This window comes from Achromobacter sp. 10T422, assembly GCF_056394065.1.
This window is the reverse complement of record NZ_JBFTHD010000003.1, coordinates 129907-146405: the sequence shown is the minus strand read 5'-3', so window position 1 is coordinate 146405 and position 16499 is coordinate 129907. Positions and strand designations below refer to the sequence as shown.

20 protein-coding genes are annotated in these 16499 nt (G+C 63.5%); 14 read left to right on the top strand and 6 right to left on the bottom strand.

Translation table 11 applies throughout. The features are described 5' to 3' along the window. The first annotated feature begins 8 nt into the window (after positions 1-8). Positions 9-506: a hypothetical protein gene (locus AC1DB0_RS08320; RefSeq protein WP_175170488.1), complete on the top strand. Its 498-nt coding sequence runs from the start codon at positions 9-11 to the stop codon at positions 504-506. Here AC1DB0_RS08320 and AC1DB0_RS08315 read toward each other — a convergent pair. Beyond that, complete coding sequence (locus tag AC1DB0_RS08315; protein ID WP_476757341.1) at positions 484-1098, bottom strand: ABC transporter ATP-binding protein; 615 nt, start codon at positions 1096-1098, stop codon at positions 484-486. The two genes, AC1DB0_RS08320 and AC1DB0_RS08315, sit on opposite strands and share 23 nt — an antisense overlap. A gap of 75 nt (positions 1099-1173) precedes the next feature. Here AC1DB0_RS08315 and AC1DB0_RS08310 point away from each other — a divergent pair, with 75 nt between their 5' ends. From AC1DB0_RS08310 to AC1DB0_RS08290, 5 genes are all read left to right on the top strand, one after another. Then, a complete protein-coding gene (locus AC1DB0_RS08310; protein ID WP_245636241.1) occupies positions 1174-1968 on the top strand; it encodes a hypothetical protein in 795 nt (264 codons plus the stop codon). Then, positions 1965-2657: a phosphoglycolate phosphatase gene (gene gph, locus AC1DB0_RS08305; protein ID WP_342066351.1), complete on the top strand. Its 693-nt coding sequence runs from the start codon at positions 1965-1967 to the stop codon at positions 2655-2657. The genes AC1DB0_RS08310 and gph overlap by 4 nt, the downstream gene beginning before the upstream one ends. Further along, positions 2654-3130, top strand: coding sequence for a hypothetical protein (locus tag AC1DB0_RS08300; protein ID WP_175170486.1), 477 nt, complete (start codon positions 2654-2656; stop codon positions 3128-3130). The genes gph and AC1DB0_RS08300 overlap by 4 nt, the downstream gene beginning before the upstream one ends. A 197-nt stretch (positions 3131-3327) precedes the next feature. After that, positions 3328-4146 (top strand): SDR family oxidoreductase, encoded by an 819-nt coding sequence (locus tag AC1DB0_RS08295; protein WP_342066353.1) that lies wholly within the window; start codon positions 3328-3330, stop codon positions 4144-4146. A gap of 6 nt (positions 4147-4152) precedes the next feature. Next, complete coding sequence (locus AC1DB0_RS08290) at positions 4153-6069, top strand: glycoside hydrolase family 15 protein (RefSeq protein WP_476757340.1); 1917 nt, start codon at positions 4153-4155, stop codon at positions 6067-6069. 26 nt (positions 6070-6095) lie between these two features. Here the strand turns inward: AC1DB0_RS08290 and AC1DB0_RS08285 are convergent, their stop codons facing one another. Together AC1DB0_RS08285 and AC1DB0_RS08280 are read right to left on the bottom strand one after the other, a co-directional pair. Beyond that, positions 6096-6536, bottom strand: a complete 441-nt coding sequence (locus tag AC1DB0_RS08285; RefSeq protein WP_054420969.1) for a DUF3806 domain-containing protein — start codon at positions 6534-6536, stop codon at positions 6096-6098. Between the two features lie 155 nt (positions 6537-6691). Beyond that, positions 6692-7465 (bottom strand): class I SAM-dependent DNA methyltransferase, encoded by a 774-nt coding sequence (locus tag AC1DB0_RS08280; protein WP_447576887.1) that lies wholly within the window; start codon positions 7463-7465, stop codon positions 6692-6694. Between AC1DB0_RS08280 and AC1DB0_RS08275 the strand changes: the two genes are divergently transcribed. After that, complete coding sequence (locus AC1DB0_RS08275) at positions 7460-8050, top strand: HD domain-containing protein (RefSeq protein ID WP_476757339.1); 591 nt, start codon at positions 7460-7462, stop codon at positions 8048-8050. The two genes, AC1DB0_RS08280 and AC1DB0_RS08275, sit on opposite strands and share 6 nt — an antisense overlap. Here the strand turns inward: AC1DB0_RS08275 and AC1DB0_RS08270 are convergent. The 3 genes from AC1DB0_RS08270 to AC1DB0_RS08260 all read right to left on the bottom strand — a co-directional run bounded on the left by AC1DB0_RS08270 (position 8029) and on the right by AC1DB0_RS08260 (position 10329). Next, positions 8029-8349 carry a hypothetical protein gene (locus AC1DB0_RS08270; RefSeq protein WP_054420966.1) on the bottom strand — a complete coding sequence of 107 codons (321 nt, stop codon included), beginning with the start codon at positions 8347-8349 and terminating at the stop codon, positions 8029-8031. The two genes, AC1DB0_RS08275 and AC1DB0_RS08270, sit on opposite strands and share 22 nt — an antisense overlap. A gap of 135 nt (positions 8350-8484) precedes the next feature. Then, a complete protein-coding gene (locus AC1DB0_RS08265) occupies positions 8485-8844 on the bottom strand; it encodes a cupin domain-containing protein (RefSeq protein WP_054420965.1) in 360 nt (119 codons plus the stop codon). Positions 8845-9135: 291 nt separating this feature from the next. Then, a complete protein-coding gene (locus tag AC1DB0_RS08260) occupies positions 9136-10329 on the bottom strand; it encodes an acetylornithine transaminase (protein ID WP_054420964.1) in 1194 nt (397 codons plus the stop codon). 216 nt (positions 10330-10545) lie between these two features. Between AC1DB0_RS08260 and AC1DB0_RS08255 the strand changes: the two genes are divergently transcribed. From AC1DB0_RS08255 to AC1DB0_RS08225, 7 genes are all read left to right on the top strand, one after another. Continuing rightward, positions 10546-11511, top strand: coding sequence for a Bug family tripartite tricarboxylate transporter substrate binding protein (locus AC1DB0_RS08255; protein WP_175170482.1), 966 nt, complete (start codon positions 10546-10548; stop codon positions 11509-11511). A gap of 190 nt (positions 11512-11701) precedes the next feature. Beyond that, positions 11702-12475, top strand: coding sequence for an SDR family oxidoreductase (locus AC1DB0_RS08250; protein ID WP_476757338.1), 774 nt, complete (start codon positions 11702-11704; stop codon positions 12473-12475). A gap of 18 nt (positions 12476-12493) precedes the next feature. Then, positions 12494-13402, top strand: a complete 909-nt coding sequence (locus AC1DB0_RS08245) for a LysR family transcriptional regulator (protein WP_476757337.1) — start codon at positions 12494-12496, stop codon at positions 13400-13402. 233 nt (positions 13403-13635) lie between these two features. Then, on the top strand, positions 13636-14418 hold the full coding sequence (locus AC1DB0_RS08240) for a transporter substrate-binding domain-containing protein (protein WP_054420960.1): 783 nt from the start codon (positions 13636-13638) through the stop codon (positions 14416-14418). 18 nt (positions 14419-14436) lie between these two features. Next, positions 14437-15105: an amino acid ABC transporter permease gene (locus tag AC1DB0_RS08235; protein ID WP_054420959.1), complete on the top strand. Its 669-nt coding sequence runs from the start codon at positions 14437-14439 to the stop codon at positions 15103-15105. Then, on the top strand, positions 15102-15758 hold the full coding sequence (locus tag AC1DB0_RS08230) for an amino acid ABC transporter permease (RefSeq protein WP_175170479.1): 657 nt from the start codon (positions 15102-15104) through the stop codon (positions 15756-15758). Before AC1DB0_RS08235 ends, AC1DB0_RS08230 begins: the two co-directional genes overlap by 4 nt. Continuing rightward, on the top strand, positions 15739-16476 hold the full coding sequence (locus AC1DB0_RS08225) for an amino acid ABC transporter ATP-binding protein (protein WP_175170478.1): 738 nt from the start codon (positions 15739-15741) through the stop codon (positions 16474-16476). Before AC1DB0_RS08230 ends, AC1DB0_RS08225 begins: the two co-directional genes overlap by 20 nt. Positions 16477-16499: the final 23 nt, after the last annotated feature.

The following is a 16499-nucleotide window of genomic DNA, read 5'->3' as shown; positions in this document are numbered from 1 at the left end:
ACGCTCACATGCCTATCGACTTCGAGCCCATCGAAAACGGCTTTATGGAAACGTTGCGGCCGCATCCCGCCTTTGCCGGCTGGCGCAAGAAGCGCAAGCGTTGCCTGTGGCGCAAGGTGGGCGACGTCGAGCAAGGCGTGGAGCTGATCCGCTACAAGGACTCGTTCGAGAACCGGCAGCGGGTGTCGCTGGGTCTGTACGTGTCCGTGCCTTATGAGCGGGAATGGCCGGTGTATGTGCCCACCGAGATCTGGGACAAAGGCCGCTTGTATCGGCGTGCCTACCTGGTGCCGAATCAGGGTCTGGTGGACGACAACAGCTTTGCCAGCGGCGCGCTGATTACGCTGACCTCAGAGGAAGAACTGGCGGCGTGGCTGGCAACGTTGGCGGCCGATATCGACCCGCACGTCGCCCCATGGTTCAAGCAGTACGAGACGCTGGAAGCGGCGTCCTATGAATATGAGATTCCCAGCTGGCGCAACGTCAGCGCAAGTCCGCCACGTTGACCGTGCTGGCGTCACAGGCCTCGACAAGTTCGGCGTCGTGGCTGGCGAACAGCACAACGCGGTCCTGCGCCCAGGTCTTGAACACGTCGGCCAGCACGGCGCGGGCCTGCGCATCCAGGCCGCTGCTGGGGCCATCCGCGATGACAACCGCGGGATTCCCCAGCGCCGCGGCCGTCAGATACACCTTGCGGCGCGTACCGGTCGACATCTGTTCGAAGCGCTTGTCCAGATGCGGCTCCAGGCCCAGACGATACGCAAGGTCAAGCACAGCAGCACCAAGCGGCACGTGCTTTTCGTCGGCCACTTGCCGCAGCAGCTCACGCCCGGTCAGGGTGGGAAACGCCAGGCAATTGTCGGGCACATAGGCCAGACGGGCCCGGGCTTGTTGCGGTGCGTGGGCGAGCGAGTGTCCGTCGATCCAGACGTCGCCGCCATCCGGCGCCACCGCGCCCGCGATGATGCCCAGCAAGCTGGATTTGCCGGTGCTGTCTTCTTCGCATAGCGCCACGCATCCCGGCGTGAACGTATGCGTCAGGCCTTGGAAGACGAGATAGTCGCCGTAGCGTTTGCTGAGATTGTCGATGCGTAGCATGCCCGAAGTTTACGCAGGAAAGCGGGGGCTGCGGTATAAACAACCCGCCATTTTTTTCCAAAAAAAAGGAATCTTGTGTCGATCAAACTTGGGGCCGGCCGTCTTGTGGCGGCAACCGCCAGCGTCCTCCGCCGCCAGGGCCGCGCCATGCTGGCCGCCGCACCGTGGTCGTTGGCCGCGTTCACGTTATCGCTGCCGTTTGCGTTGACGTTTTCACGCTTGAACCAGCCATCGGATTTGCTGTGGGCCGCGCTGGCCCTGATCAACCTGATCGCGTTTGCCCGCATGACGTACGCCTGGCACCAGATTGCCGCCGCGGGCGAGGCCAGCCGCTTGCCCGCGGCGCGTGGCGGCTCGGGCGAGGCGCGGTACCTGGTTCTGCTGAGCGCAATCGCCATCGTCATCACGGCCCTGGCGCGCGCAACCGGCGACCTGCCGTATGCGGTCTACATGTTGCTGGACGCACCGCCCGACGGACGCTTCTATGCCGCATTGCTCGCCGCGCTAGCGGTGATCTGGCTGCCGGTGTTGTACGCGCTTGCCGTGTACGGCGTGAGCCTGTCACGCGCTGCGGTAACAGGGGAGTATGGATTGGGTGGGATACGCGCTGACGAGGCCGGCACTGGCGGTGTACGTGCCCCGATGCACTATCCGCGTTGGCCATTGATGGTGTGTCTGCTCGCACTGATCGCGATGACCAGCTTTGCCGCCATCAACCTCGAACCGTTGACCTACGGTGCCTTCGAAACCGAACACTGGCCGATGGCCGCACTAAGCGTGTTGCTCTGCGTCCCGATCATGTTCGTGGTGACGGCGATGTACGCGGTGGCGTATCGCGATTCTGTCGGCGAGGCGCACGAAGGAACATGATGACGACGGATCTCAACGCACTGGACGGCGCCACCATCGCCTTCGATCTTGACGGCACGTTGGTCGAATCGGCCCCCGACCTGATCGGCGCCGTGAATGCCATTCTGACCGCCGAGGGCTACCCGCCTCTGGCCTATGAAGCCGGCCGGCCCTTCGTCAGCCGTGGCGCCCGCTGGCTGCTGCAATCCGGCCTTGCGGCGGCAGGCGAAGAAGACCCTGCCGCCCGTACCGCCGCGCTCTTCGGCCGCTTCATCAGCCATTACAGCGCGCATATCGCCGACGAAACCCGGCCCTTCCCCGGCGTCGTCGATGCGTTGAAAGTGCTGAAGGACCGCGGCGCAACGCTCGTCGTCTGCACCAACAAACCCACCGGCTTGTCACGAACACTGCTGAGCAAACTGAGCATGGCGCAATGGTTCGACGGCGTCGTCGGCATCGACGCCGTCACCGCAGCCAAACCCGACCCCGCCCATCTGATCGAAGCGGTCCAGGCAGTGGGCGGCGACCTTGCCCGCACCGTCATGGTGGGCGACGCCGACACCGACGCCGGCGCGGCGCGGGCTGCCGGCACGCCGTTGATTCTGGTCGATTTCGGCTACTCCGACGTTCCGGCTGCGGAACTCGCGCCGGACGTTCTGCTCCATCATTTCGACGATTTGGTCGACGCGTGCGCGAGCTTGCTGAAATGAGCCTTGCTCCCGAACCCTACGCTCCCCGCCGCATCGCACCCCTTGAAATCTGGCGCGGCGCCGGTCATGCCATCAAGGTCTACGGTATTCATCGCGATATCGATGCGGGTTCAGTCGTGCTGGCCGATAAGGTGCTCGCCTCGGTGCGTGCTGCGATGGTGGAAGTGCTAACCGAACCTGCTCTTGACGAGCGCAGCCATGGCCTGGGATTCTGCATCGTCCACGTCGGCGAAGAAGCCGTGTGGTTGCTGGTGGACTGGTGGATCTCAGGCGGCATCGTGTGCCAGTGCATGCTATCGGCGCCGCTGGAGCGACCCGAAGTTTTCACGCCCGTCCATGCGCCGGCACTTGCCTGCGTCTGGGAACTAGTCATCACGGCGCACGAGCGCGATGCATGGGTGCGGCACATGCTCACGGCAGAACCGAATCCGGGCGCTTACCTGGACGACATCTTGCCTGCGGGTTGTTATTGATGGGGTTGGGTATCGACAACAGCGGCTGGTACGTCAGCTGAGCCGAAGCGCCGGAGCACGGCGGCGGGAGAAGGCTTGAAGCCGAAGGTTGAAGCCGCACGCGTTCGGGACTAAGCTGAACTTTCGCTATCGAACGCGGCGCGACAAGATCCGCACGGCCATCGCCCCGGATCGGCTCGCCGCAAGGAGAGAGCAGCATGCGGCATGCAGTGGACTTATCCGGGCGTGTGGCCATCGTCACCGGCGCCAATTCAGGCATTGGGCGCGGCGTGGCGCTGGAACTCGCGCGGGCTGGCGCGAAAGTGGTCGTCAACCATCGCCCCAACCAAGACTCCGAACAACGCGGCCATGCCGTCGTGCAGGACATCACCAACGCAGGCGGACAAGCCGTTGCAATCGCCGCCGACATCAGCCGCGAAGACGATGTCGAGCAATTGTTCCGCGCGGCAAGCAATCACTTTCAAGACATCGACATCCTGGTCAACAACGCGGGCATCGAGCAGCCTGCTCCCATCCAGGACATGACGCTGGCCCAGTGGCAAAAGGTGATCGACACCAATCTGACCGGCCAGTTTCTGTGCGCACGCGCGGCCGCACGGGCGTTTTTGAATCGCACGCCGAAGCCGCCAGCCGATGCCGCCGCAGGAAAAATCATCTTCATCAGCTCCGTTCACGAAGTGATTCCGTGGGCATTCCAATCCAACTATGCGGCCTCGAAAGGCGGCGTGTCGCTGCTGATGCAGTCGCTGGCGCAAGAGCTTGCGCCGATGAAGATACGCGTGAATTCCGTTGCGCCCGGCGCCATCCGCACGCCCATCAATGCTCCCGCCTGGAACACGCCGGAAGCMCTGGCGTCGCTGCTCAAGCTGATTCCGTACGGACGCATCGGCGAACCGGAAGACGTGGCGCGCGCCGTGGCGTGGTTGGCCAGCGACGATTCTGATTACGTCACGGGGTCGACCTTGTTCGTCGATGGCGGCATGACGCTGTACCCCGAATTTCGCGGCGCGGGTTAAGCGCATATGTCCAAACCCCTGGAAGACTACGGCCTGATCGGCAATATGTTGTCGGCGGCGCTGGTTGCGCGCGACGGCTCCATCGATTGGCTGTGCCTGCCGCATTTCGATTCCCCCGCCTGCTTTGCCGCCTTGCTGGGCGACGACAGCCATGGACGCTGGCTGCTTGCGCCGCGCAATACGGCGCCCGCCGTGGAAAACCCCACGGACAATTCCAGGAACCATCCCTCGGGCGACAACACGGGCTGCGATACGGGCTGCGATATGGGCTCTGATACGGGCTGCAACACCACCCGCCGCTACCTGCCCGAAACCGCCGTGCTGGAAACCCGCCATGAAACGCCTACCGGCGCCGTGCGGGTCTACGACTTCATGCCGCTTAGCGACGATGAAGAACGCGTGGACGTGGTGCGTATCGTGCAAGGCGAGTGGGGTCACGTCGACATGCATATGGAACTGACGCTGCGCTTCAACTACGGGCAGGCGGTGCCTTGGGTACGTCGGCGCGATTACGGTTTGAGCGCCATCGCCGGACCCGACGCCGTCGAGCTGCACACGGCCGTGCCGCTGGTTGGCCGCGACATGAAAAGCGTGGCGGATTTCACCGTGCGGCAAAACGAGACCGTGCCGTTCACCTTGTCGTATCACCGCTCGCACAAGATGCCGCATTTCGTGCCAGACCGCATGGAAAGCATGGACCGCACGATTGCGTGGTGGCATGAATGGGCCAAGCGCTGCCATTGGGAGAACGGCCCCGGCGAGCGGCGCGACGCGGTAGTGCGGTCACTGATCACGCTCAAGCTGCTGACGTTTCAACCCACAGGCGGTATCGTCGCAGCGCCCACCACGTCGCTGCCCGAGCAACTGGGCGGCAGCCGCAATTGGGACTATCGCCACTGCTGGCTGCGCGATTCGGCGCTGACCTTGTATGCGCTGCTGAACGCCGGGTATCGCGAAGAGGCCGAGGCCTGGCGGCAATGGCTGCTGCGCGCCGCGGCGGGCCACCCCAATCAGTTGCAGATCATGTACGGCATTGCCGGCGAACGCTGGCTGCCCGAACACGACATTCCCTGGCTGCCTGGTTATGAAGGCAGCGCGCCCGTGCGTGTGGGCAACGCCGCGGCCGGGCAAATGCAGCTGGACGTGTATGGCGAACTGATCGAAACCCTGCACGCTGGCCGTGTGGCCGATCTGGCGCCGCTGGCTGAAGCATGGCGCATGCAAAAAGTGCTGCTCACGGCGCTCGAGGACTTGTGGCGCGAGCCGGATCACGGCATCTGGGAGGTGCGCGGACCCCGCCGCGCGTTCACGCATTCGCGGCTGATGTGCTGGGTGGCGTTGGATCGCACCGTGAAATCCTGCGAACGATTTGGCCTGGAAGGCCCGGTGGACCGTTGGCGTGCGCTGGCCGACGAAATCCGCCAAGACATCTGCACGCACGGCTTTGACGCGCAGCGCAACACCTTCGTGCAGTACTACGGCGGCACGGCGCTGGACGCGAGCCTGTTGCTGATTCCCCAAGTGGGCTTTCTGCCGCCGGATGATCCGCGCGTGACCGGCACTGTGGACGCCATCGAACGCGAACTGCTGCGCGATGGCCTGCTGCTGCGGTATTCCACGCAGCACAGTGACGACGGCCTGCCCGGTGACGAAGGCGTATTCCTGGCGTGCAGCTTCTGGCTGGCCGATGCGTACATCATGCAAGGCCGGCTTGCCGACGCGCACCAATTGTTTGGGCGCCTGCTGTCGCTACGCAATGACCTGGGGTTGCTGTCCGAAGAATACGACGTGGTGCGCAAGCGCCTGGTGGGGAATTTTCCGCAAGGGTTCTCGCACATTGGCTTGGTCAATACGGCGTACAACCTGAGTGCGGCAGGGGGGACCGCGCATCAGCGATCATCCCGCAATGCGCCGCACGACTGACGGGCCGTCGCGCACGTCGAAGTGAATCAACGATATTCGTGCGCTTTGTCTTCGATGAACGTTTTCAGCCATTGCGCCAGATGCGCGACGTTGATCACCTCGTTCGCCTCGGCGCGCTTGAGCAGCATGGTGACCACGCCAATCTGCAACGTCGTCGCCTGATAGCGCAGCACGGCATCCGTGCCGAATTGGTCGGTGACCTGCGCCCACGCCAAGCCCGGGACCATCGTCGTCAAGCCATCGCCAAACGCAATGCCCATGGCTTCCCATCCCGCCACGTCTTCCGCTTCCAGGAGATCGGCATCGACGATGCGTTGCAGCAGTTCAAAGTCCGCGGCGGAGTGCGTCAGTTCGCTGTCGGGAAAATTCAGGGCAACCAGCGCATGGAGCTGGGCGCGTCGCGCTTGCATGTATTCCAGGGTGGATGTGGGCAACGGCTGGAAATCGGCAGTCATTTCTTGGGTCATGCAGTCTGCTTCCTGATGCGGGGTATTTGCATGCCGCGAGGGGTTGCGGCGGGTTTACGGGCGGGCTTAGTGGTGGGCTTAGTGGTGGCTCGGGCCGCTCAGGCGGCTCGGTCGGCTCGGTCGGCTCGGTCGGCTCGGGCGGTCGTCATTGTCGCTCAAAGCGTGCCAACTTCCCGCTGCGCCAGCCACACCGTGGCGCCCCCGCAAGCCGGATCGTTCTCTACATACTGCTTCACGGCAAACCCATTGGCGTTGAGCAGCTGCCGATACTCCTCGCGATCCAAACTGCCGTGATAAAGCGGCTTGCCTTCGAACTGGCCAATGGCTTCTCCCAGCGACGTGCCGCTGGTGAACATCAGCACCGCCCCGGGCGAAGCAAGACGCCGAAAGGTGCTGAACATGGGCCGTTGATCTTCGGGGCTCAGATGGAAAAAACTATGCCAGGCAATCAAACCGTGAAAGGGCTCGGTGAACGGCAATCGCCGCATATCAGCGGCGATCCATCGATGGTTGGGGAACGCGGATTGCGCCCGAGTCAACAAGGGCAACGAGGTATCGATACCCGTGATCGAGCAACCGTTTTCGATCAGATGGCGCGCGATGGGGACACCGCTTCCGCAACCGATGTCGAGCACTTGCGGGTGCGGGACGGGCAGTAAAGACAGGAACTGCGTCAACCAGCCGAGTTCGACAAGCGTTGTTCCACGCTGCGCTTCAAACGCAGCGGCGTGGTCTTGATATAGCGCGATAACGTCATCGGCGGGTGAGGGCATGGTCGTTAACCGAGAATGGAATTCAGGAGGTGCAATCGGATGGAACTTTAAGGTGTCAGACGGCATTTTCAAAGCCCGCATAACTTCTGGGATGTACGCCGCCGCACGTAAAATCAGCCCATGCACACCGATACCCACATAGGCCCTGGCATGCATTCAACCCCTCTGGAAAGCCAGCTTAATTTCCTAAGAGAAATCGATCGGCTGAAATCCGTCGTCCGGCAGTCTCCGCTGCTGGACTGCAGCCGAAAGGAAAACTCTGCCGAACACTCATGGCACTTGGCGATGTACGCGTTGATCCTGAACGAGTACGCGAGTGGCGCGGTGAATACGAACCGGGTCATCCAGATGCTCTTGCTGCATGACATCGTTGAGATAGACGTGGGTGATTTTCCGATTCACGGCGGGTCATCCGCCGCGTTGCAGGCCGAGCAGGAATTCAAAGCGGCCGAGCGCTTGTTTGGATTGTTGCCCTCGCCGCAACGCGATGACTATCTCAGCCTGTGGCAGGAATTTGAACGGGCAGAGAGTGAAGACGCGCAGTTCGCGAAGGCGCTTGATCGCTTTCAGCCGCTACTCACGAATATTTATACCGGCGGGGGAACGTGGACCGAGAACGGCGTGTCTCTGGAACAGGTTTTTTCGCGGTACGGGCCGGTCATCAAACGAGGCGCACCCCGGCTGTGGGACGAGTGCGAACGATGGGTGACGCGGCATTTTCAGCTGAGTAACGGTTCCTGAAAGGACGCCCAAGCCTCGTCTTCGATTCCCTCTATCACGTTCCCATCTTCATCGGCAATCGTGAAGGCCTGTTGATCTCCGCCGATGCTGGCGGCGCCATCCAGCCCCAACAGCAGCGTGTACATCGTGTCCCGAAGCACGCCATCCAGCACGACCCGCATCTGTTCGCCCTGCTCGGCTGACAAGCCCATCGCCCGCACCCTGGCTGCGACGTCGCTGGCGCCTTCTGGCGCCATGAACGACTCCAGCAATTCCGCCCTTAGCGCATTCCAATTCGCGACGAACTCCTTCGCGTCCATTTCGATTCCTTTATCAACCCATCACCAAGCAACGGCATCACCTTCACTGCCGCCACGCCCCAGAACACAAGGGCCGCGATCTCTGCAGCCCTTAGAAAAATGCAGTCAGACTGCATTTTCGAGACTGCATTTTCGCTACCCCTCCCGAGGTTGCCATCGACCCGGAAGATTGTGCATCAGCGTGAGCAGCGCAACCGATGGCACGCGCGCGTACAGGCTGTGGGGCTCGTCGCCCGGCAACATGACCAATTGGCCTTCAACGAGCGTGCACTGGCCAGCCGACGCCTCGATGTCGATCTGCCCGTTCAGGCATTGCAGGGTCATAACACCCTGAACGTGATGCGAGGGCATGCGATGTCCCGCTGGCAACACAAGCCGAATAATCTGCACATCCGTCGTGCGCAGCAGACTGATGCTGACGGGCGGGTCCGGTTCCGCGCTCGGTCTATGAAGCAGGTCGACGACATCCAGCGGGTTCGCGTGCTTGAGGGCCATAAGGACTCCGATTCAGAATCGAAAACGATGCGCTTTGGTGCATAGGCAATCTGCGCACAAGCAATCACGCACAAGCAATCAGACTGCATTATCGAAGTTGGAAATTGCAGTCTGACAGCAATGCAAATTGCAGTCAGACACCAATACCGAAATTGCAGTCTGACACCAATACCACGACACCAATACCAGTCACGATAGGCGCCCCGCCGCGTCACACCATGGGTGGCGTTCCAAATAAACAAGGGCCGCATTGCTGCGGCCCTTGGCTTATTCCCTACCTACCTGACGCGATCACGCCTTACGCACCTGTGCGATCAGCGCGTCCAGTTGCGTCAGCATCAGGTCGATTTCTTCGGCCGTGACGTTCAGCGCCGGCATGAAGCGCAGCAGGTTGGGGCGCGGGGCGTTCAGCAGCAGGCCTTGCGGGTTCTGGTTGCGGGCGGCTTCGACGATGGCGGGGCCGTCGTCGCGGTCCATGATCAAGGCGCGCAGCAGGCCTTGGCCGCGCTCGCCCTTCATGCCGTACTTGGCCGACAGGGCCAGCAGGCCTTCGGACAGTTGCTTGGCGCGCGCGTTGACGGCGTCCATGAAGCCCGGGGCGGCCAGCGCGTCGAACACGGCGACGCCGACGGCGGTGGTCAGCGGGTTGCCGTTGTACGTGCCGCCCTGGTCGCCATGCGAGAACACGCAAGCGTCCTGGCGCGCCAGCAGCGCGGCCAGCGGCACGCCGCCGCCGATGCCCTTGGCCAGCGTCATGATGTCCGGCGTGACGTCGGAATGCTGGTACGCGAACATCTTGCCCGTGCGGCCCATGCCGGTCTGGACTTCGTCAACGATCAGCAGCAGCTGGTTTTCGTCGGCCAGCTTGCGCAGGCCTTGCATGAATTCGCGGGTGGCGGGGATGACGCCGCCTTCACCTTGCACCGGCTCCAGCATGATGGCGACGGTCTTGTCGTCGATCAGCTTCTTCACCGATTCCAGGTCGTTCAGCTCAGCCTTGGGGAAGCCTTCGACTTGCGGGGCGAACATCTTGTCCCAGCCCGGCTTGCCCGATGCGGACATCGTGGCCAGCGTGCGGCCGTGGAAGCCGTGGTTCATCGTGATGATCTTGTAGGCGCCGTTCTTCTTGACCTGGCCCCACTTGCGCGCCAGCTTGATGGCGCCTTCGTTGGCTTCGCCGCCGCTGTTGGCGAAGAACACGCGGTCAAAGCAGGACGCGCCGGTCAGGCGTTGCGCCAGCTCGATCGAGGGGATGTTGTAGAACGCCGGCGACGGGTTCATCAGCTTTTGCGACTGTTCGATCAGCGCGCGCTGCATTTCCGGCGCCGAGTGGCCCAGCGTGTTCACGGCCCAGCCCTGCACGAAGTCCAGGTATCGCTTGCCCGCGTGATCCTCCAGCCAGGACCCCTTGCCGCTGACGAACACGAGGTCCGGGCGGGAGGTGATATCCATGAGGGTGTTGACGTTGAACTGGCTGAATTCCATGGCGGTTCCTGCGGGGTGAAAGGACAGGGGAAGAAGAAAACTTCGCGGGGGAAACGCGAAAGGGCAAATGTAGCACCGACAGAGGGATGCTATCGTGACGCACCCCCGCCGATTCGCCCCGGGCCGCCTCAAAAGGGCCGCCGTCTCGGGCGCTCTATTTTATGCAAGTGGCGCGCCCTACGCGCGCAGCCCGTTGTCGCTTTTTACTGACCAATCATGAAACGTATCCTTTCCAGTCTTGCAGCCGGCCTGGCGCTGGCGGCGGCCGGCGCGCCCGTGCACGCCGAATATCCCGAACGACCCATCCGCCTGATCGTGCCGTTCCCGCCCGGACAGGCCACCGACATCTTCGCCCGCGCGCTGGCTGAAAAGCTGGGCGCGGCCGTGAAGCAGCCGATCGTGGTGGAAAACCGCGCTGGCGCCGGCAGCAACATCGGCATGGAACAAGCCATGCGCGCCCCCGCCGATGGCTACACGCTGGTCATTGCGGGCAGCGCCGCCGCGGTCAACCAGACGCTGTACAAGACCATCAACTACAGCCTGACCAAGGATTTCGCGCCGGTGTCGGGCGTGTTCTCGGTGCCGCTGATGTTCCTGGCCACGCCGGCATCCGGCATCACGTCGCTCAAGCAGCTGGTGACGCAGGCGCGCGCCAATCCGGGTGAACTGGCCTACGCCAGCGCCGGCATCGGCGGCACGCAGCATTTGTCGGCCGAGATGTTCAAGGCCGCAGCCGATATCGACATCCGCCACATTCCGTACAAGGGCAGTGGCCCGGCCCAAGCGGATTTCCTGGGTCACCAGGTGCCGTTGATGGTGGATTCGGTGACGGCCGGCCTGCCGCACGTGCAGAACAAGAAGGCCGTGGCGCTGGCCGTGACCACCGCCAAGCGCCTGCCGCAGCTGCCCGACGTGCCGACCGTGGCCGAATCCGGCTACCCCGGCTTTGAGGCGATTGGCTGGGCCGCCGTGCTGGCCCCGCGCGACACGCCGCCCGCAGTGACGAACTACCTGAGCAAGCAGATCGGCCAGGCGCTGTCGACGCCGGAAATGCAGAAGTTCCTGCGTGACCGGGGCGCCGAACCGATGCCGCTGACGCCCGAAGCCACCGGCGCATTCATCGCGGCGGAAGTGGACAAGTGGGGCCGCGCGGTCAAGCAGTCCGGCGCGCAGGTGGACTAAGCACGCCGTCGGCCACGCCGAAAAGCCGTCCCTGTTTTTCAGGGGCGGCTTTTTTTTGGGCCCCCCGTCCTGCACGCCCGCCCCCGGGATTGGGCGGTTTTTCTGGATGATCCATCTCGCACCAGCCGGTTTATCCACAGCAAGCCCTTGCCTAAGCTCGAAGCTCCATTGATTCATGAAGGGGTTTTCCATGGCAGACCATTCCATCAACGGCAAAGTCGTGCTGATTGCGGGCGGGGCGAAGAACCTGGGCGGGTTGATTGCGCGCGACCTTGCCGCGCACGGCGCCCGCACCATCGCCATCCACTACAACAGCGCTGCGTCGAAAGCCGATGCCGACGCGACCGTGGCCGCCGTTGAAGCGGCGGGCGCAAAGGCCGTGGCCTTGCAAGCTGACCTGACGACGGCGGGCGCGGTCGAGAAGCTGTTTGCGGATGCGATCGCAGCCGTGGGCAAACCCGATATCGCGATCAATACCGTTGGCAAGGTCTTGAAGAAGCCGTTCACCGAGATCAGCGAAGCCGAGTACGACGAGATGACGGCGGTGAATTCCAAGACGGCGTTTTTCTTCCTGCGCGAAGCGGGCCGGCACGTGAACGACCACGGCAAGATCTGCACGCTGGTGACGTCGTTGCTGGGTGCGTTCACGCCGTTCTATGCCGCCTATGCGGGCACCAAGGCGCCGGTTGAGCACTACACCCGCGCGGCGTCGAAAGAGTTTGGCGCGCGCGGCATTTCGGTCACGGCAGTCGGCCCCGGCCCGATGGACACGCCGTTCTTCTACCCGGCCGAAGGCGCCGATGCGGTGGCGTATCACAAGACCGCCGCCGCGCTCTCGCCCTTCAGCAAGACGGGGCTGACCGATATCGAAGACGTCGTGCCGTTCATCCGCCACCTGGTCAGCGACGGCTGGTGGATCACGGGCCAGACCATTTTGATCAACGGCGGCTACACGACAAAGTAAGCGGCTACTCTGTCACGCATGGACAGATTCGACCAATACCGCGTCTTCGCCCACGTCGCCGAAATGGGCAGCTTCATCAAAGCCGCCAACGCGCTGGACGCGCCGCGGGCGTCGGTGTCGGCCGCCATCCAGCAGCTGGAAACACAACTGGGCGTGCGCCTTTTGCACCGCACGACGCGGCAGGTTCGCCTGACGGCCGACGGCGAACAACTGCTGGCGCGCGTGCGCCCGTTGCTGGCGGAAGTGGAAGACATCGACCAGCTGTTTCATGCCAGCCAGCGCCAGGTGTCGGGCCGGCTGAGCATTGATGTGCCCAGCCGTATCGCCCGCCGCCTGATTGCGCCGGCGCTGCCTGGCTTGCTGCGCCGCCATCCCCGGCTGGAACTGGCTTTGACCTCTACTGACCGCGCGATCGATCTGGTGCAGGCAGGCGTGGACGGCGCCGTACGCATTGGTGCGCTTGCCGATAGCAGCCTGGTGGTTCGGCCGCTGGGCCGGATCGCCCTGATCAACTGCGCCAGCCCCGGCTATGTGCGCGAGCATGGCGAACCACGCCAGCCTGCCGACTTGTCCGGCGGCCATTGGGCCGTGGGTTATGCGTCACCCAAGACGGGCCGCGAACTGCCTTGGGAATTGCCGCCCGGCGATGACACCGGGCTTCCCGGGCCGCTGCCCAGCCGGGTGACCGTGGACAACGCCGAAAACTACATCGCCTGCTGCCTGGCCGGCCTGGGGCTCATCCAGATTCCGCGCTTCGATGTTCAGCATTTGCTGGATGCCGGCGAGCTGGTCGAAGTGATGCCGGCGTATCGCGCGGCGCCCATGCCGGTGTCGTTGATCTATCCGCACCGGCGGCAGCGCACGCGCCGGCTGACCGTCTTTCAAGAGTGGTTTGACGCGCTGATGCGGCCCCACTTGGACGCCTGATCCGCACAAGCGCCCCGAGTTATCAACACCCACCAAACCGGTGCGGCGCATGCCCGGTTCCGGCGCATGCGCGGCACCAAAACAGGGCAGAGCGCAAACGCATCGGAAGCCTCGCGCAGCGCAATCCCCTGCCACGCGAAATGGCACGGAACTTGCTTTTCCAGCTTTGTATACCGAATTGGTGTGCAACGCATCGACCCGCCCCGGGCGATGTGCGCCCTGGAGAGTTCCTCATGAACCGTAGAACCCTGTTGTTGTCCCTTTGCACCGCCGCCAGCCTGCTGGCCGCGCCGCTGACGCACGCCGACACGCTGGACGATATCGTCAAAGCGGGCACCATCAAGATTGCCGTGCCGCAGGATTTCCCGCCGTTCGGCTCGGTGGGCGCCGACATGAAGCCGCTGGGCTATGACATCGACACCGCCGCGCTGATCGCCAAGCAGCTGGGCGTGAAGTTGGAACTGGTGCCGGTCACCAGCGCCAACCGCGTGCCGTACTTGCAAACCCGCAAGGTGGACCTGGTGATCTCCAGCCTGGGCAAGAATGCCGAGCGCGAAAAAGCCATCGACTTCTCTGACGCCTACGCGCCGTTCTTCAATGGCGTATTCGGCCCGGCGGACCTGAAGGTCTCGTCGGCCGCCGACCTGGCGGGCAAGACGATTGGTGTGACACGCGGCGCGGTGGAAGATATCGAGCTGTCGAAGATTGCGCCGGAATCCGCCACGTTGAAGCGCTATGAAGACAACAACGGCACCATCACCGCCTTCCTGTCGGGCCAGGTGCCGATGATCGCCACGGGCAACGTGGTCGCCGCCGCCATCCTCGCGCGCAACCCGGCGAAAAAGCCCGAGACGAAATTCCTGATCAAGAACTCGCCGTGCTACATCGGCATGAACAAGGACGAGCCCAAGCTGCGCGCCAAGGTCAACGACATCCTGGCCGCCGCCAAGCGTGACGGTTCACTGTCGGCGATCTCGCAGAAATGGCTGGGGGCCGAGCTGCCCAAGGATCTGTAAGTACCGAAGGCGGCCATCATGGCTTATCAATACGACTTCGCGTCGGTATTCGATTACACGCCGGTGCTCGTGAAGGGCATCGGCGTCACCGTCGAACTGATCGCGTTCGGCGCGGTGGCGGGCGTGGCGCTGGGCATCGCCTGCGCCTGGGTCCGCACGCAAGGCCCGGCGTGGTTGCGCGCACCGGTCACGGCGTACGTTGAACTGATCCGCAACACGCCCTTTCTGATTCAGCTGTTCTTCGTGTTCTTCGGCTTGCCATCGCTGGGCGTGCAGCTGGGCGAGATGCAAGCGGCCTGCATGGCGATGGCGCTGAACCTGGGCGCCTATAGCGCCGAGATCATCCGCGCCGGTATCGACGCCACGCCGAAAGGGCAGTACGAGGCGGGCGCGAGCTTGGCGATGACGCGCTTTCAGGTGTTCCGGCACGTGGTGCTGAAACCTGCGTTGAAACGCATCTGGCCGGCGTTGTCTTCGCAGATCGTGATTGTGATGCTGGGCTCGGCGGTGTGTTCGCAGATTGCGGCCGAAGACCTGACCTTTGCGGCCAACTTCATCCAGTCGCGCAACTTCCGCGCGTTCGAGGTCTACCTGGTCACGACCGGCATCTATCTGGCGCTGGCCATCCTGTTGCGCCAGTTGCTGCGCATGGTGGGCCAACGGCTGTTTCGCAAGGCGGCGCGATGATTGAATTTTCAACCTGGGACATCGTCCGCAACTTGCTGCTGGCCGCGCGCTGGACGGTCGTGCTGTCGCTGGTGGCGTTCGCCGGCGGTGCGGCGATGGGCGTGCTCGCATTGATGATGCGCACGTCGCGCGTGGCGCTGATGCGCCGCGCCAGCTGGGCCTATATCGAACTGTTCCAAGGCACGCCGCTGCTGATGCAGCTGTTCCTGGCGTTCTTCGGGCTGTCTTTGCTGGGCCTGGAAGTGCCGCCCTGGCTGGCGGCGGGCGCGGCGCTGACGCTGTGGTCGGGCGCGTTCCTGGCCGAGATCTGGCGCGGCTGCGTGGAAGCCATCCCCAAGGGCCAATGGGAAGCGTCCGCCAGCCTGGCGCTGGGCTATGTGCAGCAGATGCGCTACGTGGTGCTGCCGCAGGCGCTGCGCATCGCGATTGCGCCCACCGTCGGGTTTGCGGTGCAGATCGTCAAGAGCACTGCGCTGACCTCCATCATCGGGTTCACCGAGCTGTCGAAAGCCAGCACGGTGATCACCAACGCCACGTTCAGTCCCTTCACCGTCTATGCCTGCGCCGCGCTGATTTACTTCGCGCTGTGCTGGCCCCTGTCGCGCCTTAGCCTCCGGCTGGAAAGGAAGTTGCATGCCCCTCATCGCCCTTGAAGACGTCCGCAAAAAATTCGGCGACAACGAAGTCCTGAAGGGGGTGACGTTACGCGTCGAACCCGGCGAGGTCATCGCCATCATCGGCAAGAGCGGCTCGGGCAAGAGCACGCTGCTGCGCTGCGTGAATGGGCTGGAGCAGATTGATGGCGGCGCAATCATGGTGGCCGACGCGCAACTGGCCGACGACGAATTGCGGCTGCGTGCGCTGCGGCTCAAGGTGGGCATGATCTTCCAGCAGTTCAACCTGTTTCCGCATCTGACGGTGGGGCGCAATGTGATGCTGTCGCCCATGGTGGCCAAGCGCATGCCCGAAGCGGAAGCGGCCGACATGGCGCGCGCCATGCTGACCCGCGTGGGGCTGGCGCACAAGTTCGACGCGTGGCCGGAAGAGTTGTCAGGCGGGCAGCAGCAACGTGTGGCGATTGCCCGTGCGCTGGCGATGCAGCCACTGGCCTTGCTGTGCGATGAGATCACGTCGGCGCTGGACCCGGAGCTGGTCAACGAAGTGCTGGCGGTGGTGCGCGAGCTGGCCGCCGATGGCATGACGCTGTTGATGGTCACGCACGAGATGCGCTTTGCGCGCGAAGTGTGCGACCGTGTCGTCTTCATGCATCAGGGCCGCGTGCATGAGATCGGGCCGCCGGAAGAATTGTTCTCGGCGCCCGCCACCCCCGAACTGCGGCAATTTCTGGGGATGACGAATCTGGCGCCGTGACCACCGCGCTATCAGTGTTGCGC

Excerpts from the sequence above, each read along its gene's own strand:
- AC1DB0_RS08270 (WP_054420966.1), bottom strand. The coding sequence starts at position 8,349 with ATGGACGCGAAGGAGTTCGTCGCGAATTGGAATGCGCTAAGGGCGGAA.
- AC1DB0_RS08315 (WP_476757341.1), bottom strand. The coding sequence starts at position 1,098 with ATGCTACGCATCGACAATCTCAGCAAACGCTACGGCGACTATCTCGTC.
- AC1DB0_RS08280 (WP_447576887.1), bottom strand. The coding sequence starts at position 7,465 with ATGCATGCCAGGGCCTATGTGGGTATCGGTGTGCATGGGCTGATTTTA.
- AC1DB0_RS08245 (WP_476757337.1), top strand. The coding sequence starts at position 12,494 with ATGGACAGATTCGACCAATACCGCGTCTTCGCCCACGTCGCCGAAATG.
- AC1DB0_RS08250 (WP_476757338.1), top strand. The coding sequence starts at position 11,702 with ATGGCAGACCATTCCATCAACGGCAAAGTCGTGCTGATTGCGGGCGGG.
- AC1DB0_RS08265 (WP_054420965.1), bottom strand. The coding sequence starts at position 8,844 with ATGGCCCTCAAGCACGCGAACCCGCTGGATGTCGTCGACCTGCTTCAT.
- AC1DB0_RS08275 (WP_476757339.1), top strand. The coding sequence starts at position 7,460 with ATGCATTCAACCCCTCTGGAAAGCCAGCTTAATTTCCTAAGAGAAATC.
- AC1DB0_RS08320 (WP_175170488.1), top strand. The coding sequence starts at position 9 with ATGCCTATCGACTTCGAGCCCATCGAAAACGGCTTTATGGAAACGTTG.
- AC1DB0_RS08255 (WP_175170482.1), top strand. The coding sequence starts at position 10,546 with ATGAAACGTATCCTTTCCAGTCTTGCAGCCGGCCTGGCGCTGGCGGCG.
- AC1DB0_RS08260 (WP_054420964.1), bottom strand. The coding sequence starts at position 10,329 with ATGGAATTCAGCCAGTTCAACGTCAACACCCTCATGGATATCACCTCC.
- AC1DB0_RS08230 (WP_175170479.1), top strand. The coding sequence starts at position 15,102 with ATGATTGAATTTTCAACCTGGGACATCGTCCGCAACTTGCTGCTGGCC.
- AC1DB0_RS08240 (WP_054420960.1), top strand. The coding sequence starts at position 13,636 with ATGAACCGTAGAACCCTGTTGTTGTCCCTTTGCACCGCCGCCAGCCTG.
- AC1DB0_RS08285 (WP_054420969.1), bottom strand. The coding sequence starts at position 6,536 with ATGACCCAAGAAATGACTGCCGATTTCCAGCCGTTGCCCACATCCACC.
- AC1DB0_RS08225 (WP_175170478.1), top strand. The coding sequence starts at position 15,739 with ATGCCCCTCATCGCCCTTGAAGACGTCCGCAAAAAATTCGGCGACAAC.
- AC1DB0_RS08300 (WP_175170486.1), top strand. The coding sequence starts at position 2,654 with ATGAGCCTTGCTCCCGAACCCTACGCTCCCCGCCGCATCGCACCCCTT.
- gph (WP_342066351.1), top strand. The coding sequence starts at position 1,965 with ATGATGACGACGGATCTCAACGCACTGGACGGCGCCACCATCGCCTTC.
- AC1DB0_RS08290 (WP_476757340.1), top strand. The coding sequence starts at position 4,153 with ATGTCCAAACCCCTGGAAGACTACGGCCTGATCGGCAATATGTTGTCG.
- AC1DB0_RS08235 (WP_054420959.1), top strand. The coding sequence starts at position 14,437 with ATGGCTTATCAATACGACTTCGCGTCGGTATTCGATTACACGCCGGTG.